This window comes from Paenibacillus sp. MCAF9 (assembly GCF_052114265.1).
GTDB lineage: Bacteria > Bacillota > Bacilli > Paenibacillales > Paenibacillaceae > Pristimantibacillus.
Window position 1 is genome coordinate 1 of record NZ_JBFREL010000009.1, and the last position, 26,696, is coordinate 26,696.

Annotated in this window: 30 protein-coding genes; 1 reads left to right on the forward strand and 29 read right to left on the reverse strand. The window is 45.3% G+C overall.

The annotated features are described in order from the left end of the window. Positions 1-772: 772 nt before the first annotated feature. From spo0A to AB4Z45_RS16525, 26 genes are all read right to left on the reverse strand, one after another. Positions 773-1,585 (reverse strand): sporulation transcription factor Spo0A, encoded by an 813-nt coding sequence (gene spo0A, locus AB4Z45_RS16400; protein ID WP_076266965.1) that lies wholly within the window; start codon positions 1,583-1,585, stop codon positions 773-775. A gap of 297 nt (positions 1,586-1,882) precedes the next feature. After that, a complete protein-coding gene (spoIVB, locus tag AB4Z45_RS16405; RefSeq protein ID WP_076266964.1) occupies positions 1,883-3,211 on the reverse strand; it encodes a SpoIVB peptidase in 1,329 nt (442 codons plus the stop codon). Between the two features lie 123 nt (positions 3,212-3,334). After that, on the reverse strand, positions 3,335-5,047 hold the full coding sequence (gene recN / locus AB4Z45_RS16410; RefSeq protein WP_441910396.1) for a DNA repair protein RecN: 1,713 nt from the start codon (positions 5,045-5,047) through the stop codon (positions 3,335-3,337). 16 nt (positions 5,048-5,063) lie between these two features. Continuing rightward, on the reverse strand, positions 5,064-5,516 hold the full coding sequence (gene ahrC / locus AB4Z45_RS16415) for a transcriptional regulator AhrC/ArgR (protein WP_441910397.1): 453 nt from the start codon (positions 5,514-5,516) through the stop codon (positions 5,064-5,066). Between the two features lie 16 nt (positions 5,517-5,532). Continuing rightward, a complete protein-coding gene (locus AB4Z45_RS16420) occupies positions 5,533-6,000 on the reverse strand; it encodes a hypothetical protein (protein ID WP_441910398.1) in 468 nt (155 codons plus the stop codon). Between the two features lie 179 nt (positions 6,001-6,179). Beyond that, positions 6,180-7,013, reverse strand: a complete 834-nt coding sequence (locus tag AB4Z45_RS16425; RefSeq protein ID WP_441910399.1) for a TlyA family RNA methyltransferase — start codon at positions 7,011-7,013, stop codon at positions 6,180-6,182. A 16-nt stretch (positions 7,014-7,029) separates the two neighbouring features. Beyond that, positions 7,030-8,928, reverse strand: coding sequence for a 1-deoxy-D-xylulose-5-phosphate synthase (gene dxs, locus AB4Z45_RS16430; protein ID WP_441910400.1), 1,899 nt, complete (start codon positions 8,926-8,928; stop codon positions 7,030-7,032). A 117-nt stretch (positions 8,929-9,045) separates the two neighbouring features. Further along, positions 9,046-9,960, reverse strand: coding sequence for a polyprenyl synthetase family protein (locus AB4Z45_RS16435; protein WP_441910401.1), 915 nt, complete (start codon positions 9,958-9,960; stop codon positions 9,046-9,048). A gap of 2 nt (positions 9,961-9,962) precedes the next feature. Next, positions 9,963-10,217 carry an exodeoxyribonuclease VII small subunit gene (xseB, locus tag AB4Z45_RS16440; protein WP_076266958.1) on the reverse strand — a complete coding sequence of 85 codons (255 nt, stop codon included), beginning with the start codon at positions 10,215-10,217 and terminating at the stop codon, positions 9,963-9,965. Beyond that, complete coding sequence (xseA, locus tag AB4Z45_RS16445) at positions 10,195-11,571, reverse strand: exodeoxyribonuclease VII large subunit (RefSeq protein ID WP_441910402.1); 1,377 nt, start codon at positions 11,569-11,571, stop codon at positions 10,195-10,197. Before xseA ends, xseB begins: the two co-directional genes overlap by 23 nt. Before the next feature lie 8 nt (positions 11,572-11,579). Then, entirely contained in the window at positions 11,580-12,440 is an 861-nt protein-coding gene (gene folD, locus AB4Z45_RS16450) for a bifunctional methylenetetrahydrofolate dehydrogenase/methenyltetrahydrofolate cyclohydrolase FolD (protein WP_076266956.1), read from the reverse strand. A gap of 50 nt (positions 12,441-12,490) precedes the next feature. After that, a complete protein-coding gene (nusB, locus tag AB4Z45_RS16455; protein ID WP_054024290.1) occupies positions 12,491-12,934 on the reverse strand; it encodes a transcription antitermination factor NusB in 444 nt (147 codons plus the stop codon). A 150-nt stretch (positions 12,935-13,084) separates the two neighbouring features. Next, positions 13,085-13,315, reverse strand: coding sequence for a DUF2273 domain-containing protein (locus AB4Z45_RS16460; protein WP_076266955.1), 231 nt, complete (start codon positions 13,313-13,315; stop codon positions 13,085-13,087). Between the two features lie 14 nt (positions 13,316-13,329). Then, positions 13,330-13,887: an alkaline shock response membrane anchor protein AmaP gene (gene amaP, locus AB4Z45_RS16465; protein ID WP_076266954.1), complete on the reverse strand. Its 558-nt coding sequence runs from the start codon at positions 13,885-13,887 to the stop codon at positions 13,330-13,332. A 102-nt stretch (positions 13,888-13,989) separates the two neighbouring features. Beyond that, positions 13,990-14,397, reverse strand: a complete 408-nt coding sequence (locus tag AB4Z45_RS16470; RefSeq protein WP_076266953.1) for an Asp23/Gls24 family envelope stress response protein — start codon at positions 14,395-14,397, stop codon at positions 13,990-13,992. 136 nt (positions 14,398-14,533) lie between these two features. Then, positions 14,534-15,889 carry an acetyl-CoA carboxylase biotin carboxylase subunit gene (gene accC / locus AB4Z45_RS16475; RefSeq protein ID WP_441910403.1) on the reverse strand — a complete coding sequence of 452 codons (1,356 nt, stop codon included), beginning with the start codon at positions 15,887-15,889 and terminating at the stop codon, positions 14,534-14,536. A gap of 53 nt (positions 15,890-15,942) precedes the next feature. After that, positions 15,943-16,434 carry an acetyl-CoA carboxylase biotin carboxyl carrier protein gene (gene accB / locus AB4Z45_RS16480; RefSeq protein WP_441886165.1) on the reverse strand — a complete coding sequence of 164 codons (492 nt, stop codon included), beginning with the start codon at positions 16,432-16,434 and terminating at the stop codon, positions 15,943-15,945. Positions 16,435-16,665: 231 nt separating this feature from the next. After that, positions 16,666-17,298, reverse strand: a complete 633-nt coding sequence (locus AB4Z45_RS16485; protein WP_441910404.1) for a SpoIIIAH-like family protein — start codon at positions 17,296-17,298, stop codon at positions 16,666-16,668. A gap of 32 nt (positions 17,299-17,330) precedes the next feature. Next, a complete protein-coding gene (gene spoIIIAG / locus AB4Z45_RS16490) occupies positions 17,331-17,963 on the reverse strand; it encodes a stage III sporulation protein AG (RefSeq protein ID WP_441910405.1) in 633 nt (210 codons plus the stop codon). Positions 17,964-17,995: 32 nt separating this feature from the next. After that, positions 17,996-18,751: a stage III sporulation protein AF gene (gene spoIIIAF / locus AB4Z45_RS16495; protein WP_441910406.1), complete on the reverse strand. Its 756-nt coding sequence runs from the start codon at positions 18,749-18,751 to the stop codon at positions 17,996-17,998. A 17-nt stretch (positions 18,752-18,768) separates the two neighbouring features. Beyond that, on the reverse strand, positions 18,769-20,013 hold the full coding sequence (gene spoIIIAE, locus AB4Z45_RS16500; RefSeq protein WP_441910507.1) for a stage III sporulation protein AE: 1,245 nt from the start codon (positions 20,011-20,013) through the stop codon (positions 18,769-18,771). Between the two features lie 8 nt (positions 20,014-20,021). After that, the gene (spoIIIAD, locus tag AB4Z45_RS16505; RefSeq protein WP_054024281.1) at positions 20,022-20,417 is read right to left on the reverse strand and encodes a stage III sporulation protein AD; all 396 of its coding nucleotides are present in this window, start codon (positions 20,415-20,417) and stop codon (positions 20,022-20,024) included. 39 nt (positions 20,418-20,456) lie between these two features. Beyond that, positions 20,457-20,660 (reverse strand): stage III sporulation protein AC, encoded by a 204-nt coding sequence (gene spoIIIAC / locus AB4Z45_RS16510; RefSeq protein ID WP_054024280.1) that lies wholly within the window; start codon positions 20,658-20,660, stop codon positions 20,457-20,459. A gap of 15 nt (positions 20,661-20,675) precedes the next feature. Further along, positions 20,676-21,194: a stage III sporulation protein SpoIIIAB gene (gene spoIIIAB / locus AB4Z45_RS16515; RefSeq protein ID WP_076266947.1), complete on the reverse strand. Its 519-nt coding sequence runs from the start codon at positions 21,192-21,194 to the stop codon at positions 20,676-20,678. Continuing rightward, positions 21,191-22,240, reverse strand: a complete 1,050-nt coding sequence (spoIIIAA, locus tag AB4Z45_RS16520) for a stage III sporulation protein AA (RefSeq protein ID WP_441910407.1) — start codon at positions 22,238-22,240, stop codon at positions 21,191-21,193. Before spoIIIAA ends, spoIIIAB begins: the two co-directional genes overlap by 4 nt. A 102-nt stretch (positions 22,241-22,342) precedes the next feature. After that, on the reverse strand, positions 22,343-22,609 hold the full coding sequence (locus AB4Z45_RS16525) for a YqhV family protein (RefSeq protein ID WP_076266945.1): 267 nt from the start codon (positions 22,607-22,609) through the stop codon (positions 22,343-22,345). A 136-nt stretch (positions 22,610-22,745) separates the two neighbouring features. On the opposite strand from AB4Z45_RS16525, the gene AB4Z45_RS16530 reads away from it, so the two are divergent. After that, positions 22,746-23,459 (forward strand): 2-phosphosulfolactate phosphatase, encoded by a 714-nt coding sequence (locus AB4Z45_RS16530; protein ID WP_441910408.1) that lies wholly within the window; start codon positions 22,746-22,748, stop codon positions 23,457-23,459. Positions 23,460-23,532: 73 nt separating this feature from the next. On the opposite strand, the gene AB4Z45_RS16535 is transcribed toward AB4Z45_RS16530, so the two are convergent. The 3 genes from AB4Z45_RS16535 to AB4Z45_RS16545 form a co-directional block, all read right to left on the reverse strand. Beyond that, positions 23,533-24,786 carry an aspartate kinase gene (locus AB4Z45_RS16535; RefSeq protein ID WP_441910409.1) on the reverse strand — a complete coding sequence of 418 codons (1,254 nt, stop codon included), beginning with the start codon at positions 24,784-24,786 and terminating at the stop codon, positions 23,533-23,535. Between the two features lie 228 nt (positions 24,787-25,014). After that, on the reverse strand, positions 25,015-25,572 hold the full coding sequence (gene efp / locus AB4Z45_RS16540; RefSeq protein WP_076266942.1) for an elongation factor P: 558 nt from the start codon (positions 25,570-25,572) through the stop codon (positions 25,015-25,017). Positions 25,573-25,600: 28 nt separating this feature from the next. Then, complete coding sequence (locus AB4Z45_RS16545; protein WP_441910410.1) at positions 25,601-26,674, reverse strand: M24 family metallopeptidase; 1,074 nt, start codon at positions 26,672-26,674, stop codon at positions 25,601-25,603. Between the last annotated feature and the right edge of the window lie 22 nt (positions 26,675-26,696).

The following is a 26,696-nucleotide window of genomic DNA, read 5'->3' on the forward strand; positions in this document are numbered from 1 at the left end:
GACCTAGCTTCTCTTGGAGTTGTTGAACTTTTTCCTTAGGTGTCGTTAGCCATTTGGCATTCACTCACTCGTACCTCCTTGAAAAGCTTGAACAAAGCAGGGCGCCTTCCCTCCCGCAGGTTGTGTTGTCCTGCGTTCCTCGGTACTATGTGCCCCTCGGACTCCCTTCCTGCAGATGGCTCACTTCGCCTTTGGCTTATAGATCATCTCGTTACGAAAAAAAAAACTTTCCGTGCAGGGGAGGGTCTCCCCAGTTCACTGCATCTTCTTTCATACCATGCCGATCCCCATACGCCGGAGGATTCTTCGCTGTCACTCCAAGTTCTAGACAGTTTCCTTGGTCTTCGTCCAATTATGCGGGACTCGACTTCCTCTTCTTCCTCTTGCAAGGGCTTTTTAACGACGCGGCAGGATTCACTTTATGTTACGGCCTGGCATGTCGCTCGCCCTGTCTCTGACAGGTACTTTCGTCGATACGCTCTTACGCACAGATTTCGCCATACGCAAGTATCCTAGCTACGCGAGGTCTTGGCTCTTCCCACGACCGGACTTTCACCGGCTAGAAGATGCGTGCCTCTGGGCACGCCATAATAAAAACACCGCCCCTTTACTGGTTTTTGGGAACCAATAAATAAGCGGTATTTGTTGGATTGTTATTCAGAAGTTTATCGGTATAGGAACGTCCATTTTGGAAGTTTACCGCCAAAATTGTTTTGGCTGTAAACTTCATCCCATTCCCGAAAACCCACACCGTACGTTAATCTTCCCCCTCTTAGCTAACCTTATGCTCAATCCTCAGCTTATCAGCCACCATCGCGATAAACTCGCTATTAGTAGGCTTTGATTTGCTGATGTTGATCGTATAGCCAAACAGGTGAGAGATGCTGTCGATGTTGCCGCGTGTCCAAGCCACTTCAATGGCATGGCGGATAGCGCGTTCAACGCGAGATGGCGTTGTTTTGAATTTTTCAGCAATCGCAGGATAAAGAGTTTTTGTGATCGCACCAAGAATTTCGATATTGTTATAAACCATCGTAATCGCTTCACGCAAGTACTGGTAACCTTTAATATGAGCAGGTACTCCGATTTCATGAATGATGCTCGTAATGTTGGCATCGAGGTTTTTCCCTTTAGGGATAGGAACGACGTTGGATTTCATTGAAGAGGAGCTAGTTGTGAAGCTGCCCGTTGAAGAGTATGTTGGGTTCCCAACAAGCTGACGAATACGATTAGCTAAAATATCCATATCAAACGGCTTCAAAATATAATAGGAAGCACCAAGCTGTACCGCTTTTTGAGTAATGTTCTCTTGGCCGAAAGCAGTCAGCATAATGATCTTGGGCATAGGAGATAGGTTAATTTCTTTCAACCGTTCAAGTACACCTAGTCCATCCAAATGAGGCATAATAATATCAAGGATAAGCACATCAGGAACTTTTCTTGCTTCCTCCAGATGTCTTAAAACCTCTTCTCCATTATACGCGACTCCACTCACACTCATATCACTTTGTTCGGATATGTATTCCGATAACAAATTAGTAAATTCCCGGTTGTCATCTGCTAATAATACTTCGATCTTATGCAAGTTGTGGTCCTCCCTTAAATGATATTCATGATTTCGCTCACTAGTTGTCTAATCTAAAGTTTTCGACATGTGGAGTTCAATTCCTTCTGTCGAAAATTATTTTTCTTTATTTTTTTACGGGGATTCGATATAATAAAAAATTTATTACATGTACCGATGATGTTCGTTCTTCTTCGACAAATTTCATTGCTCATTTACGCATTGACGCGGTTTTTAGATAAATGGATTTAATTAAAAATAACGCCCGCCTAAGCTGCTGTTCAGCTCAAGTGGGCGTTATTTTCTAATAGCAAGCCATTATGCAGCTTCGCCGATATGTCCGTTTGCCGACTTCAGCAGTACTCCTGCATCCTGCAGCATCCATTCGATAAAGCAACCATATCCTGAAGAGGGATCATTAACGAATACATGAGTGACAGCTCCAACTAATTTGCCATCTTGAATGATCGGACTACCCGACATCCCTTGAACAATGCCCCCGGTTTTGCTTAACAATCTTTTGTCCGTTATCTTAATAACCAAACCTTTTGTTGCTGGACCAGATTGCTTTGATACATGCACGATTTCAATATCAAAGCGCTCAACCTTCTGTCCATTCACAACAGTCAAAATTTGCGCTGGCCCTTCCTTAACATCTTCAGCAAATGCGACAGGAACAGATTTATCACTGTAACTGTGAGTAGGAACTTCATTCATTTTGCCGAAAATGCCAAACGGAGTGTTTCGCTCAACATTGCCTAATATTTTGCTTTCTTTCACAAAATGCGCTCTTTTTTCTCCCGGCTCGCCATTTTGGCTTTTGTTAATGGACGTAACGCTGGACTGTAAAATCTGGCCTTCGCCAACATCAATCGGAGTTTGTGTGTCCATATCCGTGATAACATGGCCTAATGCTCCATAAACACCCTGATCTGGGGCATAAAACGTTAATGTACCTACGCCGGCTGCTGAATCACGGATATATAAACCTAAACGCCATGCCTTATCTTCCGCATCAAAAACTGGATTTAAAAGCGTCTTGCCTAATTGCCCATCTCGCTTATAGGTTACCTCTAGCGGCTTCTTCTCATTGCCAGCCTTCTCACTTAGCTCCGCAATCCTGTTTACTTGATTAATGCTTGTACCATCAATCTTCACAATTAAATCGCCTAAACGCAGTCCTGCGGCCTCACCAGGTGATTGTTTCATGCCGTTGCTGCCAGCTACCTGATGATGTCCTACAACTAAAATGCCTGATGATTTAACTTTGACTCCAATCGTTTGACCGCCTGGAATGACACGGAGATCAGGTACAACATTAACCTTTACAGTCTTGAATGGAATTTTACCAAATAATTTCACTTTCATTTTCGTTTGACCGCTTTGACTCGACTGCAGTGACAGTGGTTCATTCAAATTTACGGATAAAGAATGACTGGTTGATCCGTTAATCTGAAGCATTTGAGGGTCGACCGTTACTTCAGCATGAACGGGCACTCCATATTGTAAACGTTTCAGTTGCCCGGAGAATAAACGAAGTTCATTCGGGATTGCGGCAAAATGTTGAAACGGGGTGGAGCTTCCGATCATGCAAATGAAGAAAACGAGAACCAGGCCAAACCATCGCTTCCTTTGACTGGAGTTCAATGATTTCACGCTCCCTGTATTTCCATCGCATGACGAAGAAGGATAAGTCGCCAATGGCGTACCTTTAAGTTACCCTCACCCGTTCGTTTTATGTCCACAAAAACATTCCCTAATTGGCTTCCATTACGCTCCTTTCTGTCTATGTGCCAAATCAAGCATTTCTTGTGCATGATTCCGTGTTTTTTCCGTTACTTCCACTCCGCCGAGCATACGTGCAAGCTCTTCGATACGAACAGCTTCAAGAAGTTCCGATACAGATGTAGATGTTCGCGAACCAATGACTTGTTTTCTTATTTCATAATGATGATCTGCCATGCAAGCAACCTGAGGCAAGTGGGTTATAGAGAATACTTGGCATTTTGATGCAAGCTGTGACATTTTCTCTGCGATAGCCTGAGCAGCACGTCCGCTAACGCCTGTATCCACTTCATCAAAAATAAGTACAGGAACTTGATCAATTTCTGCGAAAATGCTCTTAAGGGCAAGCATAATACGCGACATTTCTCCCCCAGAAGCAATCTTGCTTAACTGCTTCAACGGCTCTCCAGGATTTGTAGAGAGCATAAAGATCGCTTCATCCATACCATTGCTGTGCAAGCGAATCTGCTTTGTTTCACCCGCTCCTCCGACTGTCGTATCGATTTGCACACGAAACTTAGCCGCTGGCATTTGAAGCTGTCCTAGCTCATTCTCAATCGCTTCAGACAGCTTTGTCGCTGCATGCTCCCGAAGCTGCGACAATTCCTGTGCCAAAATCAGCGCTTGATCATAAAGCTTAATTTCCTCTGCTTTAAGCTCTTCAAGAAGTTGATCACGATTCTCGATCTTGTCACGATCCACAATTGTCCTCTCTAAATAAGCAAGTATATCGGGTATTGTTTCCCCATATTTGCGCTTCATACTATTTATTAAATCAAGCCTGTCTTCAACCTGCGAGAGCTGATCAGGATCAGACTCAATGCCATCTCGATAATCACGAAGCTGGAATGCAGCATCTTCAGCTTGATAAAAGGCAGTTTGAAGCTGTTCAAGAAGTGGATTTAGTTTCGCTGCATCATAAGTTTGAATATCTATCAGCTTAGCTACTGCTTTGCTAACCATATCAAGCCCTTTGCCTCCATACAAAAGCGAATAGGCCTCCGATACGGCGTCCATTCTCTTCCCTGCATACAATAGCTTGCGCCTCTGCTCTGTTAGAAGCTCATCTTCCAACGGCTTAAGCTGTGCATTCGTAATTTCTTCAATTTGAAAACGATATAAATCAAGCATTTGCACATTGTGTCTAGTCGAATTTTCCAGCTCGCGCAATGATGTTCTTGCCTGCTGCAGCTGTGAAAATATGGTCCGATATATTTGCTTCCGTTCAATTAGCAAGTCTCCAGCAAATAGATCTAGCCACTCTAAATGCTGTTCTGTTCGAAGGAGTGATTGATGCTCATGCTGACCATGAATATTGACAAGGCATTCGCCAATTTCCCTTAGCATCGTCATTGTAACGAGCTGCCCATTCACACGGCTGCTGCTCTTACCATTTGCAGACAGCTCTCTTCTTATTACTAACATCTCTTCACAGGATGCATGTACACCAAGCTTGTTCAGAACGATCCATACAGGATGATTTCGTGGAAGGTCAAATAAAGCTTCCATTTCAGCTTTATCACAACCATACCGTACCATGTCTGCGGAGCCTCTACCGCCGACCAGCAAGCTTAGCGCATCAATAAGAATCGATTTACCTGCTCCTGTCTCTCCTGTCAATACATGAAATCCATGATGAAATGTAACGTTTACTTCTTCAATTACCGCTAAATTCCTTATCGACAACTCACGCAGCATGGCTCTGACATCCTCCTTAGTTCAATAGCTCAAGTAATCGTTCTACTACTTCATTGCTTTGCTTCTTGGTTCTGCAAATCATCAAGATCGTATCATCTCCGCAGATAGTACCCATTACTTCAGTCCACTCCATATTATCAACCAATGCACAAATGGTATTTGCTGTCCCTGGCAAACATTTCATAACAACAAGATTATCTGTATAGTCAATATGTACAAAATGGTCAAGCAAAGCCCGCTTCAGTTTATGAATAGGATTTTGCTTCTGATGCTCTTGCGGAATGGAATACTTATATTTACCTTCACCTGCAGGCACTTTAATTAGCATTAATTCCTTCATATCGCGTGATACGGTCGCTTGCGTTACTTGCATACCTGTCGTACGAAGCGCTTCTACAAGCTCCTCTTGTGTTTCAATCACACTATTGCTAATAATTTCTTTGATTCGATATTGACGAAGCCCCTTCATAAAAAACCTCCATGAGTTATTGGTCTGCGATGTGAAACGTGACTTTGCGAATCAACTTCTCCCTTGCATCCACGAATAAAATTCCGTCGCATTCGGGCAAAAGCAGCGAATACACAAGCAAACGATCTCTTACACCGCTCGGCGACCAGTCGATTGGCATCCGGTCACGAGCAGTTTTCACTATATACGTGCAATTATTCTTCTCCGCAATATAATCAATGTATAACCGGCTTCCCTTTCCAAGCGGCACATCATCAAGCTTGATTGGAATCGGAACTAAATGTTTTCCTGAAGTTACTTCGTACCCAGCTTGCTCCAGCAACAATATATTTTCATCATCTACTGAAAGAGTACCGCCCTTGCCGAGCGTAAGCCGACTAACACTTGCAGGCTCATGCAGCCAGCGGTGAAACACTCTGAACAGCCACAATACGAACAAACATCCAGCGACCAGCATGATTGCCAAATCACCATAGGTTCCCATCAGCATCCCCCATTCGCAAATGGATTGTATACTTATTCGTTCGCTATGCTGGGGGCATTTTCCTGTTTATGTCGTTTGCCGAACGTTTGTTTGCTTTTCTATAGTTTAACAAATGGAGCACTATGCTGTAAAGTAAAAAAGATGCCGGCAGTTATGACGCTGCCAGGCACCTTTCTCATTTATTTATTCGTTGTAAAGGTTTCATTTGCTTGTTTCACTAGCTCCGCTAATGCATTGTCATCGGGTACCGCAGTATTTGGTTCTGCAGACCAATGCCAATAAGCTAAAAATTCAATATTGCCTTCTCCACCCGTAATTGGAGAGAACGTAATATCCTGCAATGAAAAACCAATCTCAGCTGCTCCAGTCAAAACGGTACGAAGTACGTCTCTGTGCACGCCAGAGTCACGTACAACTCCAGATTTACCTACTTTCTCACGCCCAGCCTCGAATTGCGGCTTAATTAAAGCTACAATACCGGAACCAACCGTTAATAACGTAGATAAAGCAGGCAATATATGTTTTAACGAAATAAAGGATACATCAATTGTTGCAAATGTTGGAGGTGGCCCAACTAAATCAGCTGGCTGCGTATAACGAAAATTAGTTCGCTCCATAACATGAACGCGTTCATCTTGTCTTAGCGACCAATCAAGTTGGTTATATCCAACATCAATAGCATATACATATGATGCCCCATTTTGTAATGCGCAGTCGGTAAAGCCACCGGTTGATGCACCGATATCTAACATAACGCGTTCTCGCAAATCAATATTAAACACTCGAATCGCTTTTTCCAGCTTTAGCCCGCCTCGGCTAACATAAGGATGAAGCGCGCCCTTTACCTTAATGTCTGCCGAACGTGCCACCTTCATACCGCTTTTGTCAACAGGCTCGTCATTTACTAGCACAAGACCCGCCATCAAAGCCGCTTTTGCCTTTTCTCTGCTTTCATAAAAGCCGCGCTCAACAAGCAATACGTCTATTCGTTCTTTAGCAGTTGTTGTTGTCATCTTTCACCCTCAGACGTTACTGTTTGCCAGTAACTCGTTTCATGCGCCTTGGCTGCATCGTTTTTAATTCAGTTGCAACTCTCTCAGCCGTTAATCCAATTTCTTTGCGTTGTTCTTTAATTGAGCCGTGTTCAACGAATACATCAGGTACCCCAATGATCCGAATAGTTAAGCCGTAAATGCCTTTGAGTGAGAAGAACTCAAGAACAGAGCTGCCAAAACCGCCAAGCTCTGCATTTTCCTCAAGCACAATCATATGCCTGCCTTCTGCAGCAAACGATAATAGCATCTTTTCATCAAGCGGCTTAATAAAACGAGCATTTACAATTTGAACATTGATGCCTTCACGCTTGAGAAGGTCTGCAGCTTCTTCAGCAACCTGCAGCATCGGTCCAATAGCCATAATAACGGTGGAGTCGCCTTCGCGTACGGTTTCCCACTTGCCTATAGGCAATACTTGCGGATCTGCTTCCATCTCTACGCCTAATCCTGCAATTCGCGGATAACGAACAGCTATTGGGCCATCATTATATTCTACGGCAGTCTTGAGCATTCGTCTTAGCTCATTCTCATCCTTAGGCATCATAATGACCAAATTCGGTATATGTCTTAAGAATGAAATATCATAAACACCATGATGTGTTTCACCATCTGGGCCAACGAATCCAGCACGGTCTATGGCAAATATAACATTCAGGTTTTGACGGCAAATATCATGAACAACTTGATCATATGCTCGCTGTAAGAAAGTCGAATACACTGCAAACACAGGTTTCATGCCTTCAATCGCTAAAGCAGCAGACATGGTAGCTGCATGTTGTTCTGCAATGCCCACATCGATCATTCGATTCGGAAATCTTGCTGCAAAAGGCAGCAAACCTGAACCGCCCGGCATTGCTGGAGTAACTGCAACGATGCGCTCATCCTTCTCAGCAAGCTCAATTAGCATCTGACCAAAAACGTCAGTATATACTGGTGGGCCAACTGCTTTGACTACTTGGCCTGATTCAATTTTGTATGGCGTGATGCCATGCCATTTGAACGAATCTGCTTCAGCAGGTGAATAACCTTTGCCTTTCACAGTCAATACATGGACTAAAACAGGTCCTGGCATTGCATCCGCTTGACGCATAATATCAATCACTTGCTCGATATCATGTCCGTCTACAGGACCCAGGTAAGTAAATCCAAATTGCTCGAATAAAATGCCGCTAACGAGCAAATATTTTAAGCTGTCTTTGAAACGTTCAGCCGTCTTAGCAAGCTTCCCGCCGATTGCCGGGATTTTGTTGAGCAGCTGTTGAAGCTCATCCTTAGCTTTATGATAATGACGATCTGTACGAATTTTCCCTAAATAGTGATGCAATGCACCCACATTTGGCGCAATGGACATCTCATTATCGTTCAAGACAACGATTAAGTCCTTGTTCTCGTGTCCGATATGATTAAGCGCTTCTAAGGCCATACCGCCAGTTAAAGCACCGTCGCCGATAACTGCAACTACACGATTGCTCTCACCCTTAAGATCACGAGCAAGCGCCATACCCATAGCGGCAGACAATGATGTACTGCTATGTCCAGCTTCCCAAACATCATGTTCGCTTTCTGAACGTTTGACGAAACCGCATAAACCTTTATATTGACGCAGTGTATCAAACCGATCCATACGACCGGTTAAAATTTTATGAACGTAGGATTGATGGCCTACATCAAAAATAAACTTATCTTCTGGACTATTAAATAAATAATGCATGGCTAGGGTCAGCTCAACGACTCCTAAGTTAGGAGCGAGATGACCACCCGTAACGGAAAGCTTCTCAATAAGGAACTGACGGATTTCAGCGGCCAGTTGCTCTAGCTGAGCGGTTGTCAAAGCTTTCAAATCTTGAGGTCCGTTAATCTGGTCAAGCAGCACGTTACTTTCCTCGCTTTCGCGGACAGCATTTATTGCTGTCCCATGTACATCTACATTTTTCCTATTATAGCATACCGAGCTTTTTTTCCCAACCAAAATGGAAAAAGCATCACATACTCAATGATCGCGCCCAACAAGATAATCTGCAATTTCAAGCAGTCGATCTGGAGCTATGAACTCCGCTTCCAGCACGGCAGACTTCGCTTCCTGGGTAAGCCGTTCAACTTGAGCTTTGCTTTCTTCTATTCCGATAAGGAACGGATAGGTTACTTTATTTTGCTGAACATCACTGTTCGTCTTCTTACCCAGCTTCTTCTCGTCCCCAATCAAATCCAAAATATCATCCTGAATTTGAAAAGCAAGACCGATGTTGCGTCCGTAAATCGCGAGCAGTTCTAGCTGCTTTTCTGTTGCTCCGCCAATTCGGCCGCCAGCCATAACCGAGAAGGCAATAAGATCACTTGTTTTATGAAGATGAATATACTCTAGTTCATGAATTGACGTAATGCCTTGCTCACCTAGCATATCGGCAACTTGACCGCCTACCATCCCAGGAGCTCCTGCTAATTTAGCCAAATCTTCGACAATGGCAAGCGCAACATCTGCTGCGACACCGCCTTGACGAGCTGCTTGTGGAATTAAATGAAAGGCGTGCGTCAGAAGCGCATCCCCGGCTAATATCGCCATTGCTTCACCAAAAACCTTGTGGTTGGTTGGCTTGCCTCTGCGGAAATCATCATCATCCATAGCTGGCAAATCATCATGCACTAACGAATAGGTGTGTATAAACTCTACGGCACAAGCAACGGGCATAGCAGCATTTAATGTTTCTGTCTTATTGAAAACAGCTTCTGCGGCTGCAATAACGAGTGCTGGTCTTAAGCGTTTCCCACCTGCTTCAAGGGAATAGAGCATTGCTTCCCTCAGACGAAGGGGAACATCCCATGAGCTTGGTAACGATTGTTTTAGCGAAGCTTCAATAAGCTCCGTGGTTTGCGATAAATATGCTTTTATTGCTGCCCTCTCGCTCAAGCTTATTCCCCTTTATTCTCGATTGCATCTGCAAACGTTTTTTTCTGGAAGCCTTGCTCTGTTTCAATCAATAGTTCGATTTTTTGCTCAACTTGCTCAAGTTTACCCCCGCAAAGCTGCGAAAGCTTCATTCCTTCCTGGAATAACTCAATCGCTGTCTCAAGAGGAACATCGCCATTCTCAAGCTTAGATACAATAGAATCTAGTCGTTCCATTGCTTGCTCAAATGTGAGCTCACTTTGATTCGTTGCTGCCATCCATTTGCTCTCCTCTCAATGAACCTACATGACAATCTAGCTGACCGTCTGCTACTTTCACCTTTACGATGTCGCCTACTTTCACATCGCGAATCGATTTGATTAATCGTTGCTCTTGCTCATCATACACAAGGCTGTAACCTCTAGACATAACTTTTAAAGGACTTAAGGCATCAAGCTGCTTCATAGAGGTATAAAGCTTGTTTTTCCTGTCTTTAACAGAATTATTCATAGCACTCTCTAGCTGCTTCGTCGCTGTCTGCCACCGTTTGGCAGCGAAAGCTACCCGCTCGCCAGGATGATGGGCAGAAAGTGTAGCTTGCTGCCTTGCCAATCTTATATGGCTTCGTTCTGTAATACGTTTTGTTCGCTGAACAAGCTGCTCTGACAATCGATCGAGCCGTTCTGCCTGTTCAAGCAAATACCTGCGCGGATGCAAGAAAAAAGGTGAACGCCTTATGCGCTGCAGCTTCTCCTTCTCATCACTTACACGGTAACGAATTCCTTGTACTAGACGCTGCTGCTGGCGATTCAGCTGCTGCTTCAATTCGAAAATGCTCGGAACAGCGAGCTCTGCTGCAGCTGTAGGTGTGGCGGCACGCAAATCAGCGACAAAATCAGCAATTGTGAAATCTGTTTCATGGCCTACCGCACTAATTATCGGAATCTGCGAGTTCGAAATGCTTCGAGCAACGGATTCTTCATTGAAAGCCCACAGCTCTTCTAATGATCCGCCGCCGCGCCCTACAATTAATACGTCGGCTTCGCCAAAACGGTTCATTGCTTCTATCGCTTTTACAATAGCAGGTGCTGCCCCAGTCCCTTGAACGAGCACAGGATAAACATATATCGGTATTAATGGGTAACGGCGCTGCAACGTAATGATAATATCACGTACAGCTGCACCCGTTGGCGATGTGATAACTCCAATAGCCTTTGGAAAAAGAGGAATCGCCCGTTTGCGCGACTCTGCGAAGAGCCCTTCATTGCTCAGCTTGCTCTTAAGCTGTTCAAACGCAAGATACAAGCTCCCAATACCGTCAGGCTGCATCGAATTAACATAAAATTGATAATTGCCGTCGCGCTCATAAACCGTTATATTCCCTCTAGCAATTACCTTTGTACCTTCCTTAGGTATAAACGGAAGCCGCTGGTTATGGGATGCGAACATAATGGATTTGATCCGGCTATCGCTATCTTTCAGCGTAAAATACATATGTCCGCTTGAATGATGTGTAAAATTGGAAATTTCACCGCGCAGCCAAATATCGCCAAGCAGTGTATCCGACTCCATTTTCATGCGAATATACCGATTAAGCTCTTTTATGGAATAAATTCGAGGCTGATCAGCCATGCCCGCCATCACTCCTTAATTCCGTTAGCCCTTTTTGCTGCTGTAATCGTATTTTTCATTAAGAGCGTAATCGTCATAGGACCAACTCCGCCTGGTACTGGTGTAATGAAGCCGGCTGTATCCAAACAATCGTCAAAATCAACATCACCCGCGAGCTTGCCGCTCTCCAAACGGTTAATGCCGACATCAATAACAATTGCCCCTGGCTTAACAAATTTACTGTCAATAGCTTTTGCCTTCCCGATTGCAACAACAAGAATATCTGCTTGTTTAGCAATTTCCTCCATGTTTGCGGTACGAGAATGACAGATGGTAACTGTAGCATTCTCACGAAGCAGCAGCATGGCAACAGGCTTGCCCACAATATTGCTTCTTCCGATAACAACGGCATGTTTCCCCGAAATGTCGACGCCGCTGCGCTTGATAAGCTCAATTACTCCTGCAGGTGTACAAGGCAGCAGGCTGTCGTCGCCAATAACCAAATTGCCAACACTTTCCGGATGGAAGCCGTCAACATCTTTTTCAACGGCAATCGCATCAATAACAGCCTTCTCGTTAATATGCTTTGGAAGAGGCAGTTGAACTAGAATCCCGTTGATCGTAGACTGATTGTTCAAACGTTCAATAACAGCAAGCAAATCCTCTTCACTTGTGTCTGCGTCTAAACGATGTACCTCTGAATAAAAACCAAGCTGCTGGCAAGCTTTTTCCTTAGAGCCAACGTAAACTTTTGAGGCAGGATCTTCGCCTACGAGTACGACTGCCAAACCTGGGATAATTCCCTTTTCTTTCAAGGCTGCAGTTTCCGTAATCATCTCCTCACGGATAAGGTCGGATATTTTCTTTCCTTCAATGATTTGTGCACACATAGCTCCAGTCTCCTTTTACATCGATGAATGTTTGATTAATTTCATATCCATTATGATTTTAATTCTTCGATTTCCAAAAGCAATTTTCCAAGTACGCCGTTTACAAACTTGCCGGATTCCTCTGTGCCAAAATGCTTGGCAAGCTCAATCGCTTCATTGATCGTTGCTTTCGGCGGAACATCATCGCGGAATACCATCTCATACGTAGCAAGCCTTAGAACCTGGCGATCTACGCGGGATAAACGATCAATATGCCAGCCTGTCAAAAATTGTTGAAGCATACCGTCAATGGCTTGCTTATGCTCCATCACGCCAGCTACAATCTCACGTGCGAACGCATCTGTACTGCCTATCTCAGCAGGATCGGCACCCATTTCATTATCTAAACTCATTTCTTCCACAAGCATGTCCACTGCATCTGAAGCCGTAACTTCATTCATTTCCATCTGGTATAAGCTTGAAATCGCTATTTCTCGTGCTAATCTACGTTTCATGTGACCTCCGCGGCAGTTTCATGCCGATAAAATGGTTTTATTCTTGTAAACTCAATTGTTCAAGCCAATATTTCAAAAAAAACCTATGATCTCCTCCCTGCCCCGAATAAGCGGCTTTCCGAAATCCGGAGTACGGAGGAGACCACAGGATCATTTAAACGGTCGAAATCTTTCCAACAACGAATACCAAAGCCGCTGCCATGGAAAAATAGGTCCGTCGCTTGTTTCCTTTTGTAAGCCGATCCAATAACCGATTGAGACGAGCAGCCCTACAAAAAGCATGTCCCAAAAACCGACAAACAAATATAGCAATCCGAAAAACAGCCCTATCGCTGCGCCAATCATACGCTTCTGATAGATGTTCCAGAATTCCCTCCACATGAGCAAACTCACCTCTATTCCACGCGACTCTTAAATGTCCCCGTTTGAATGATGTTCGCAACATATACCGCAACGTTCGTTACGGGTATACCGGCAATATCCTCTACATGCTCTTTCACCGTACGTTGAATCTCTTCCGTAAGCACCGGTATGGAACTTTCTCCATCTACTACAGCGCGTATTACGATATCAAGTCCAGCATCCGTTGCCCGAATGCGAGCACGCAAGTCCTTAACGCCGCGCTGGCGCGATGCTGCTTTCAATGTCAAATTTTCAATGGTTTCAAGTGAGATGCGAATATCTCCGAAATCAGTTCTTTGATCAATTGACGGAGCTGTAGCTGATCCGCGATAAAGAGATACGACAAAAAACCTTAGGCTAAGAATGAATAGGATGACTCCGACAACTGCGAGCGTAATTTGAATGGAGTCGATACGATATAAATCGCCTATTAAATCGTTTAATAAATCTCGCGATATCCAGCCAAATCCTATGGATAGCAGAAAAACGGATAAACATCCAATCACGATGCTATACAAAAACAAAAGCAGCTTGTCCACGACCTTAATCATGCGTAGCGCCTCCTCCTGCCAAGCCGAATGAAAACCCCCTTGCGCCGAGCGGCATGCCCATTCACGAGGGGGTTGTACGGGATTTAATTAAAACATCTTTATTTATTTAACTCGGTGCAGCACTTCTTCTTCTTCTGGTTTATCAGGCGTCTTGAAATGTACATCGTGAATATGTACGTTCACTTCAACAACGTGGAGTCCCGTCATCATCTCGATAGAACGTTTCACATTGCGTTGAATTTCCGAAGCGATCTCCGGAATACGGTTGCCGTACTCAACGATAATGGATACATCTACCGCAGCTTCGCGCTGACCCACTTCAACTTTAACACCTTTGGATAAATTTTTGCGTCCAAGAAGCTCTACGATGCCTCCTGCAAATCCGCCGCTCATTCCAGCGACTCCATCCACTTCAATCGTAGCTAATCCAGCGATAACTTCGATGACTTCAGGTGCAATTTGAATCGTGCCAATGTCCGTTTTCTCATACTCCGCAGCTATCGTACTCATGATGGCTGTACACCTCCTTAAAGTTGCGCGTACTCGGCGTCAAGGCCAAGCAATAAACCGCATCTTGTTAATATACTATAACATTCGGTAAGAAATATGACAAACGATACTACTTGTTCACATCTTTGTCGTATCTTCATTCAGGAGCGTTAATATCGTGCTCCTCAAGAAACTTAATGTCGAAGTTTCCGCTTACGAATTTCGGGTGATTCAGCAGCTTCAAATGGAAAGGAATGGTTGTCCGAATGCCATCAATAGCGAATTCAGACAATGCCCGTTTCATTCTTGCAATGGCTTCTTCGCGGGTTGAGCCCCAAACGATAAGCTTAGCAATCATCGAATCGTAATGCGGTGAAATCGTATAGCCAGGGTAAACTGCACTATCCACACGTACACCCGCGCCGCCGGGCGGCAAGTAAAAGGGAATCAGTCCAGGAGAAGGCATAAAATTCCTTTCGGAATCCTCTGCGTTAATCCGGCACTCGATGGACCAGCCAGTAATTTTCAAATCACTTTGTGAGAACGAAAGTGGATTGCCCTCTGCTACAGAAATCATTTCTTTAATTAAATCCACGTTAGTGATCATCTCCGTTACGGGATGCTCAACTTGGATACGCGTATTCATTTCCATAAAGTAGAACTTCTCATCAGGGCCAAGTAGAAACTCTAATGTTCCTGCGCCTGAGTAATTTACAGCTAAAGCTGCGCGAACAGCTGCTTGTCCCATCTTATCCCGTAGTTCAGGAGTAAGAACAGAACAAGGCGCCTCTTCGACGAGCTTCTGGCGTCTGCGCTGCACAGAGCAATCACGTTCGAACAAATGAACAGCATTGCCATGCTTGTCAGCCATAATTTGAATTTCAACGTGCTTCATGCCCGTCAAATATTTTTCCAGATAAACGCCCGCATTTCCGAAAGCCTTTTGAGCTTCCTGTTGTGCAGTCGTAATTTGCGCTACTAGCGTTGTCTCGTCATCCGCTATTCGGATGCCTTTGCCTCCGCCGCCCGCTGTTGCTTTAATAATAACGGGGTAGCCGATATCGCGAGCGACACGGATAGCTTCATCCATATTCTCAACAAGACCGTCAGAACCCGGAATGATTGGCACATCAGCCGTTCTCATCGTCAGTTTAGCAACCGCTTTGTCGCCCATTTTATTAATGGCTTCCGGCGATGGCCCGATGAAGGTGATATTGCATGATTCGCATATTTCAGCAAAGTCAGCGTTTTCAGCTAGAAAACCATAGCCCGGATGGATAGCATCACACTCGGTTATTGTAGCTACGCTCATAATATTCGTTAAGTTTAAATAGCTGTCTTTGGATGCCGTGGGCCCGATACAATAGGCTTCATCGGCTAACCGTACATGAAGCGAATCACGATCCGCTTCGGAATAAACGGCAACAGTGCTAATACCTAATTCGCGGCAAGCGCGAATGATACGTACAGCAATCTCACCGCGGTTTGCAATTAATATTTTGTGAAATTTCACGTAGGAACCCCTTTCAAACGACAGTTTCCCTGTTCGGACGTCAACTCACTACATTATTCAGGCTTTACAAGGAATAGTGGCTGGCCGTACTCAACGAGCTGACCATTAGAAACCAAAATTTCTACGATTTCGCCTTTAACTTCTGCTTCAAGTTCATTCATCAGCTTCATAGCTTCCAATATACATACGACGCTCTTATCATTTACGCGATCGCCTACTTTTACGAAAGCTCCCGCTTCCGGAGTAGGAGAACTATAGAACGTTCCTACCATTGGAGATACGATTTGGTGCAAATGATCCGTTGAAGGACGAGCTGGCGCCGTTTCTTGTACGGCTTGAGTCTGCGCTGCTGGAGCGGCTGGCTGAGCTTGTAATGGTGCAGGCGCGTATGTATGCGTAATTGGGGCCGCTTGCACATTCACCACTTCTGTTTTGCCAGGCTTGCGGATGAGCAGGCGAGTCCCTTCGTTTTCAATTTCCAGCTCATGAACGGAAGTTTGATCAACCAATTTGATCAACTCTTTGATCTCGCTCAATTTGAACATGAATATTTTCACTCCTTAAATTTGCGATAGCAAGATTGCTTCCATAGCTTGTACACCTAAATGGTGTCCATGCCATTATAACCAATTCTTTCACATAACGTTTAACATTATATCATAAACAAGCCTGAACACGAATCATTTTTTGTTTATTCGAGCATGACAGCCAAAAAAAAGGTCTTGCCCCCTCCAGCTAATATGCCGAAGGGACAAGGCCTTTTCTTGATGGTAGAGCTATTGAGGCTGCTTAACCGATACATATTGTACGGATACTTGATCAGCATCGACATCAAGCGTGCTCATGACCAGCTTAATAATGTCTGCTGCTTGCTTTTTCTCAAGCTTATCGCTTGAAACCACTACATTGTATTTATCGCTTTGCTCGTCGATAACTACATTTTCGTATTGTTTCAGCAGCTCTGCTTCAATGCCTGTGAGCTTCGTGTGCTTCTCCTCCAGCATGTCAAGCTCAGCTATTGCAGCAGATGCTTCCTCCGGTTTTTTTAGTGTATCATTAACTGCTGCCATCACCCGATTATCAACTTCGTTGTATTTCATTTCCCGTTTGGCTAACAATTCACTAAATACGCCGCCTGCTGCTAATCCTTGCGCATCAATCTGTTTCAAAGTTTCTTTATCAGCTTCGCTCAAAACCGCTCCATCAACTGGCTTCTCCACCTCGTTTACAACGATACCATTGCCGCTTGTTGCAGCTTCTGTCGCATTTTGCGCCGCTTGCTCTGTTTGCGAGCCATCCGTCAACACATCAGGCGTTTCCACATCTTGCGTGAATAAATAATACGCTGATAATACCACCATTAAACTGAGCATTGATACAAGCCATACCGTTTGTCTTTTCGTGTTCATTAGAACACCCTCCCCATCATTTCAATTTGGTTTTATTGTTTGCTTGGTACAACAGAAATTCGATTAACCGGTACGTTGATGCCCTTCTCCACCGCATTGGTAATGAGACGTCTGACTGTTACGTTTTCAGCACCTTTGGCAACTATGAGAATACCGCGTATGCGCGGGTTAATCGTTTTGGTAATAATTGGCTTTTGGTCTCCAGACACTTCGTACAGTACGACCTGTCCGTCTTTTGTCATTGATGTAATGTGCCGCTTGCCGCCGTTCGGATCATTCTCATCCGTAATTTGCTGCGATTCTTGTGTATTTCGTTCTAGGATGCTTTCTTCGGTAGAATCGAGAGTTACAAGTACATCAACCGTTCCAACGCCTACAATTTTCTCTAATATTTCCTTCAGCCTTACTTCTAAGGAATTTTCGAGAGTGGCGAACACTGAACTTCCTGAGGTAACCGAATTGCCCCAAGCTGCCTCCGATTGAGGCGGCGGATTAGGTTCTTGCACAGAGGGCTCAACTCCTTTATAGGGTAAAAATGAATTTAGAATCATTAGTGCTGCTCCAATCCCCCCAATGATTAGTAAAATTCGCAGTGTCCGCACTCGCTTTGGACCGCCAGGACCGCCGCCAACCGCTGATTCTATGCCATCAAGCCATTTGGCCACCGCGCCTTACCCCCTCTCCATCTTTGAACCTCTCACTTCGCCTTTTGTTGATCCGCTGGTTGTCTTACGATGATTTGATCCTCAGCAAGCCCCCACCCCTTCGAAATCAAGCTGCTTATTGCAGCTGAAGTCGCTGGATCAGCTCTTGACCAATTCCCTTCCGTCTTTTCCGTTTCCGTAGATGCTTCCAGAGCAGCTTGATCATCTACACCGCTTGGAACTATGCTTCCACCTTCAATAGGCGCTATATCAACATCTACAACAACGGGCTGCACTGCTTCCACGGAAGCCTCTTCCTTAAACGTGCTTTTTTTGTTATCTGCTGCTTTGAGTGTCACGGTTACTTCACTAATATAGGGAGTTGCTTTGCCGGAAACGGTAGTCCATTTCAATACGGCATCAACCTCTGCTATAGGTGCTTTTGTCCGCTCGACGAGCTCATTTCGAATGGAAGCTTCCAATGTTCGTTCCGTTAATTTTGCAGCCTCCAGGCTGCGCTTATCGCTCATCGCCTGAGCATCTCGTTTAATTTGGTTTAATCCGCTCATTTGCGATTCAACCTTCATGGCAGATTTGCTCCAATTGTCCATTCCTTCATCCAGCTTGGCTCCAATGTCGCTTTGTATAAGTTTCAATATGGGTGAGAGTATCGTCAGAAGGATGAACAAGCCGACTACTAGCCGAGCGTAGCGCTGCATTGCTTTGTTCGGGAGCAGAAGCTCGACGAACACTGCCAGAAGAATGACTGCAATAATATCTCTCAGCCAGTCGCTTAACCAAGCAATCACACCTCTCGTCCCCTTCCTTACCTGACCATCATCGCCGCATTGCCTGCAGTCAAAATGATCGTAACCGCAAGAAAAAACATAAGACTGACAGCAGCCAAAGCCGCAAATACGTAAATCATCGTCTTGCCGATCGTCTCTAGGCAGGTGACGATCGGTGATTCTCCCAGCGGCTGCATGACAGCAGCAGCAATGTTATAAATGAGCGCTAGCGTCAAAATTTTGATTGCAGGAAATGCGCTGATGAAGAGCAGAATAATGACACCTGCTAAGCCAATTGCATTTTTCGCAAGCATGGAAGCAGAGATGACTGTATCCGCCGCATCGGAAAACATTCTCCCTACAACAGGGACGAAATTCCCTGTTACGAACTTAGCCGTTCGCAGTGTAACGCCATCTGTAACCGCTCCTGTCGCCCCTTGTACGGAGATGACTCCTAGAAAAACGGTCAGCAGCACTCCCATAACGCCTACTCCAATGTTTCGCAGCAGATTAGCTAGTTGGGTAACCTTGAATTTTTCTGATAAAGCACTTGCTATATGAAGCACGGCCGAAAAGAACAATAATGGAAACACTAGCGTGTAAATGAGTGTTCCTACGGCATGAATCATGAAAATAATCAATGGATGTAAAACCGATACGGTGACTACGTTGCCCATTGAAGCAAGCAGCGTTAGCAGCAGAGGGACCATCGCAAGCATAAATTGAATCATGCTTTCAATTGCTCCTTTTGCATAACCCATTGCGACATGGAAACTGTTTACCGCGATAATGATAAGCACCATGTACGTAATCGAGTAGGCTACCTTGCTGACCGCGTTTCGTTCAAAAGCATTTTGCAGCGTTTCGAGCACCATACTGAACACCGTCAGCATTACTATTGTCACAAGGAGCTTGCCATTATAGAGCACCTCATGCCACAAATACTTCAGCAGGCCGCTCAGCATATCCGTTAGCTTTAGGCCATCACCTCCTGGAAGAATCATCTCCATGAAACTTGGAATATGCTGCTCTGGGAAAAAACCGCCATACTCGCTTCGGAGATTGTTCCAGTAAGACTCAACAGCACCCGTTTCCAATCCGCCAATCTGCTGGGTTGTCAGCTCCTTTGCAAGCTCATCCGCGTTAGCTTGATTATCCAAAACCGGCGCTGCGCTCTCGCCGCTAATGGCATAGGTAACTGTCGGAGCGATTGATAAAATGATCATGGATACAAAGATGAACAGCAACAGCTTGGCCCGTTCACGTGCAGGAGTCAGCTTCATCATTCGCTTCAACCCCCATCCGGAAGCAGCCCGATTACTGTCTCGACAATGACGCTGATAATAGGGACTGCCATAACAAGAATAAACACTTTGCCGGCAAATTCAATTTTTGAGGCAATTCCTTCTTGCCCTGCATCTCTGACGATCTGTGCTCCAAACTCAGCAATATATGCGATTCCGATTATTTTCAAGATCGTCTTCAAGTAAATGGAAGGGATACCTGATCGATTAGCCAGATCCTCAAGCACGGAAATGACAATTTCGATTTTGCCGATCAAATACAGGAATATAAACAATCCCGTAAACGCGGCGAGCAAAAAGGAGAACATCGGTTTTTGCTCTCGAACGACAATAATGAGTACCGAAGCCATCAGACCAAGACCAACGATTTGAATCATTTCCATTTGGCTCACCTGCTTGCAATCACTTCTAAATGATGAAGTCTACTGGAACAAAAAAATCGATTTAATTTCTTGGAATAATTCATTAAGCATTCGAACAACCATAAACAAAACGACAACAAATCCGATTAGCGTTACCCAGTGCGCCATATCTTCTTTTCCCATTTGCTTCAGCACCGAATGTATCATTGCGATAACAATTCCGATTCCAGCAATTTGGAAAATGGCGCTCACATCCATATTCATCAATGCGGCACCCCACTACACCATCAAAATGACGACCAGAACGGCGATCAAAATTCCGAGACTTTTCCACATTTTCTCGTAACGCCCCTGATCGTCTCTCGCAGCGTCCTCCTCAGCCTTCAGCTGCAATAACGCAAGATGTATATGCTTCATTTGATCTTCCTTATCGCTTATACCAAGCGTCGTTCCTAAACGTATAAGTACGGCTTGTTCGTTTTTTCGCATCGATGTTGCATCCCATTGTGACTTTATCGCTTGCTCCCAGCTATCGCTGAAGGTAAAGCTTTCGGTTTCCCAAACCCCGTTTGCTGCCTTGCGAAAAATGGTTGCTAACGGCTCTGGAGTTGCAGAAGCTGTCCTCTCCAGTGCTTCTGGCAATGGAGTATGACCATAACCGATTTCTGTCTCCAGCCTTTGCAGTGCATGTGCCAGCTGTCTTAGCTGCCTTGGACGTTCGGCGAATTTCGCTGCTTGCTGGAAGCCTATCATCGTGCCTGCAAACAGGACCAAAACCGCACCTAACAGCTTTATCACGGGTCACCAGCTCGGAATCGACCAGAAAATGAAGGTGCAGTATCCGCAAGCTGCCGATTAGGCGGCTTTGGCTCGCGTGCAAGAGCTCGTTCAGCGACTGCCTCAGCAGGAACGACGCGGTGCATGATACCTTGATCTGTGCGCTTCAGCTCCACCACGTAGGTGAACGCTCCTTCTTCCAGCAGCTTCAGCAGCACCGGCCTGCCTCTAGCATCCTGCAAATCGTAGGCGTGCGCGGTTGCGACTACACTAATTCCCGCGTGGCTTGCTTCTCGGATGGCTTCCGCATCCTCAGGCCGTCCAATCTCATCAATAATCATGACCTCTGGCGACATTGAGCGAAGCAGCATCATCATGCCTTCTGCCTTCGGACAAGCGTCCATAACATCGGTTCTAGGTCCAACATCAAATGTTGGAATACCGCGAACACAGGCTGCAATCTCTGAACGCTCATCTACAATCCCTACCTTTCGGCCCTGCCATCCGCTTGCTTCTAGGCTTGGCCATAACCCATAGCTGACTGATCTCGCAATGTCTCGTACGAGTGTTGTTTTACCTTGCTGCGGCGGAGCTAGAATGAGAGTGGAATGCAGCGTTTTTCTCGTCCGATCGATTAGTTTGGGCAGGAGAAGCGCACTCGCTCCGATCACTTCTCTAGCAACTCGAATATTGAATGCGCCAATATCGCGGATACCCCTCACAGCGCCGCTGTCGAGTATCGTCCTGCCCGCTAGTCCAATGCGATGTCCGCCTGAAACCGTTATAAATCCCCTTCTCAGTTCCTCCTCCATCGCATACAAGGAATAGTTGGTAATGCGTTCGAGCAGCTTGCGACATGTGTCTGCCGAAGGCTTGTATGCTCCGTCGGCAGCCTGACGCAGCGTCCCGTCAATCATCATAAATCGAGACTGTCCGCGGAACCCTATTTCTAGCGGTCGTCCCTCTCGAATCCGAATTTCCTCCAGCTGCTCCTGCATTTGTTCAGGAAGGCGCTCCAGCAGCGTCTTCAGCTCCAAAGGCAATAAATGTGATACGCGTGCCAGCATATGATTATCACTCCCGGATGTTTGTCCTTCGTAGTTCCTATTTGTATGCTTGTATTGCGAAAATATGTCTGCCCCATTTCATAAATGCTAGAGTTGAATCTATTATTTTTTCAAAATACCGATCATCAAGCAAATGACGCCCGCTCCTACCCAAAGAAACTTGCCTGGTGACAGCTTATCAGACATCCCGACGAGCCCCACTGTTGTTGTAGCTATTAGAATAAGCGGGCCTACTAAAGCAAGTGATGAGTTTACTACTAGCGCCTTGTCAATTTGGTTTAAACGAAGCATGAGCAGTGCAGCGCAGATCTCAATTGTTCCAGACGTCAGCCGCAGTGAAGCCATCGTTAATACAATTTTATTTAGCATGAATGGATAACCTCCCTTCAATGAATCGACTATTCCTTAATCATATGCTGGCTTGTCTGTCTTTCATGCCGGGCACAGGCACGTTGTTAGGCGCATATCATAAAGAATTGAGTTTGAGAAAGGCGGAGAAACAACGATGCAAGTGCAGGTTATATCCAGTGTGAACGAAGCGAGCTCGGCAAGATTTCATCATAAAACGGCAATTATTATCGATGTTTTGCGAGCTACAAGCACAATTGTTACCGCTATTGCTGCGGGAGCTTCATGCATCATTCCTGCTGAAACGGTAATGGAAGCGCGAGCACTTCAGCGACCGGGAGATTTGCTTGGAGGAGAACGGTTTTGCCGGAAAATCGCAGGTTTTGATGTTGGCAATTCGCCAGAGGAATACACCGAGTCTGCCGTCGCTGGCAAGCGAATTATTTTGACGACTACGAACGGAACAAGGGCAATCCATAAATCAATGAGGGCGGATCATGTGTTGACGGCATCGCTTCTAAATGCGGAGGCTTGCGCTCGCGCAGCGATCGAGCTGCGGAGAGATGTCGTTATTTTGTGCGCGGGGAGTCACGATGAATTTGCTATTGAAGATGGCTTGTGTGCCGGCCTTGTACTTGATAGACTTCAAGGCTTAAGCCACTTCGCTATAGAGATGGATGACTTTGGCTGTGCGATGCTCGCTCTGTACCGAAATCGCTCCACTCAAGTGAAAGAAACGATCATGAACGGAATGACCGGAAAAAAACTGATAAAGCTAGGAATGAAAAAAGACATAGAGGCATGCTCCGCTATCGATATCTATCAAGAAGTACCTAGACTGAACGGTGATCAATTAACGAGGAATGGATGAAATTCCAAGTTAATAAAAACATGAAAAAGCGTGCTCCCTAACGAGGAAGCACGCTTTTGTTATTTCTATTAGATTAACGGCGATCCTGAGGGCCGCCTACAAATGCCTGCTCTGCTGTATCAAGACCATACGCAGTATGAAGTGCACGTACAGCTTCGCTGAGCGGCTCTGCATTAATAACGCAAGAACATTTAATTTCAGATGTGCTTACCATCTTAATGCTTACACCTAGTGAAGATATGGTTTCGAACATTTTCGCTGCTACGCCTGGATTGCTGACCATGCCAGCACCTACGATCGATATTTTTACAAGATCGGATTCCGATGTCGTTTCACGGAAAGGAACAGTGCCGCGAATTCCCTCGATAACGGAGATCGCTTTATCTTTATCATCGCCTGAAAGCGTGAAGGAGAAATCGGCTTTGCCGTCCTGAACACCGCTTTGTACGATAATGTCCACATCGATGCCGTTGTTTGCTAGTGCGCCGAACACATTTGCCAGCACGCCAGGAACATCCTCAACTCCCATAATGCTGATTCTTGCTACATTTTTGTCAAACGCGATGCCGCGAACGACCACGCCTTGCTCCATGACCGCTTCCTCCTTCACACTTGTACCTTCGTTTTGAGTAAAGCTTGAACGTACAACTAGCTTTACATTGTTATGCTTAGCGTATTCCACCGCACGCGGATGCAATACAGCAGCGCCTAAATTAGCTAGCTCTAGCATCTCATCATAAGAGATTTCATTTAGCTTGCGCGCATTTTTGACTACGCGAGGATCCGTTGAGTAAATTCCGTCAACATCGGTATAAATCTCGCAAACGTCTGCGTTCATCGCAGCTGCCATTGCAACTGCAGTCGTGTCAGAACCGCCGCGGCCGAGTGTTGTAATTTCTCCCTCTTCCGTCATCCCCTGAAAACCTGCAATAATAGCTACATTACCCTCTTCAAGCGCTTTGAACACGCGCTCTGGATGGATATTCGTCATCTTCGCCTTACCATGCACCGCTTCTGTACGAATGCCTGCTTGCCAACCCGTGAAGGAAACGGCCTTTGCACCAAGCTGATGTACGGTCATCGATAACAAGGCTATCGAAATTTGCTCTCCAACTGTTAAAAGCATATCCATTTCCCGCGCCGGCGGATTTGGATTTAGCTGTTTCGACTGATCGATTAAATCGTCTGTCGTATCTCCCATGGCAGAAACAACAACAACGATATCGTTGCCTTCTTGCTGCCTCTCAATAATACGTTTTGCTACACGCTGCATCCGCTCCGGCGTTCCAACGGAGCTGCCGCCAAACTTCATCACGATTAACGACAAAGCCGATTCACTCCTAAACCTGACATATACATACAAGTCAATATTATATCACATTGCGCTTACCTATGGGTATATTCTCTTACAAAAAAAACCGTCCGAAATCCTTCGGACGGTTTTAAATATAAGAATTTATAAGTTAGCACACTTATAAACAGCTTATATTTCTCCGCGAAACGAAAGCTAGCCTCCAAGGATGGCTTTAGCCGTTTACACTAGTCAAGCTGCTTACTAAGCGCGCGAGATGTATTTGCCTTCACGAGTATCGATCAGCAAAACGTCGCCTTCGTTAATGAACAGTGGAACTTGAACGTTAAGGCCAGTTTCAACCTTAGCTGTTTTTGTTGCGCCTTGCGCTGTGTTGCCCTTCACGCCCGGCTCTGTTTCAATAACTTTCAGCTCTACGCTGTTTTGCATTTGAATACCAAGGATTTCGCCTTGATAGCTCGAAATGTTAACGTTCATGTTTTCTTTCAGGAAGTTAAGCTCCCACTCAAGCTGTTTCTTGTCCAAGTTAAATTGGTCAAACGTCTCGTTATCCATGAAGGTATACTCCGAACCGGAGTTATACAAATATTGCACTTCACGGTTTTCGATGATCGCGCGGCCAATGCTCTCGCCTGCACGGAACGTTTTCTCAACAACGTTGCCGTTGCGAAGGTTTTTCAGCTTAGAGCGCACGAATGCAGCGCCTTTACCAGGTTTTACGTGCTGAAAGTCTAGAACTGTAAAAATATCGGAGTCTACTTGCACGGTCAAGCCTGTTTTAAAATCGTTTACTGAAATCATTGCTGATTCCCTCCTGAATGAATAGTCCTTAACCCAGAGTGATTAAATCCTTCGGGGATGAGGTTAATATTTTAATACCGGTTTCCGTAATAACGATGTCATCCTCAATGCGTACGCCGCCGAAGCCTGGTACGTAAATGCCGGGTTCTACCGTAACCGTCATGCCGGGGGTTAAAATCGTTTCACTGAACTTGGACAACCTAGGGGCCTCATGAATTTCCATGCCTAGACCGTGTCCGGTACCATGTCCAAATAGATCGCCATAACCGTATTTCGTAATAATGTCGCGAGTTAGCGCATCCGCTTCACGACCGGTCATGCCTGGCTTAATATGCTCAAGTGCATGCAACTGCGCTTCAAGCACGATATTGTAAATCTCGAGATGCTTAGCTGTCGGAGTGCCGACCACGACTGTGCGTGTCAAATCGGAGCAATAACCGTTGTAATAAGCTCCGAAATCAAGCTTTACAAACTCATTATTCCCAATAATTCGTTCGCTAGCTACTCCATGCGGCAACGCAGAGCGCTCGCCTGAGGCTACGATCGTATCGAAGGAAGAAGAAGTCGCGCCATGGCTGCGCATATAAACTTCCATTTCAAGTGCGATATCCGTTTCACGAACTCCTGGTCGAATGAGCTTCAAAATGTGTTTGAAAGTGCTGTCCGCAAGATCGGCAGCTTCCTGCATAATTTGAAGTTCTGCCTCGTCCTTAATGTAGCGAAGCTGTTCCACTAATCCTGAAGCAGGCTCAAGCGTGATACCGTCTAATGTTTTCGACCAAGCTGTAAATTCACTGTATACGACATGGTCTTGTTCAAAAGCCAGCTTCGACAGCTTATGTTGCCTTAGCAGCTCAAGCACATCCGCAAGCGGGTTCGAACCATGCTCAACAATTTGAAAATTGACCGCCTGCTGCGGCGCTTGTGTGCGGTAGCGGAAATCCGTCAGCAAAAAGCTTTCGCTTAGCGTAATCAACACCATGCCTGACGAACCAGTGAATCCGCTTATGTAGCGACGGTTATATTCGCTTCCAATTAGTATCGCTTCAAAGCGATGTTCTTCCATCAGCTGCCGAAGTCGTTTTACTCTATCGTTTGCCATAACCGCTTCACCCTCTCTTAAC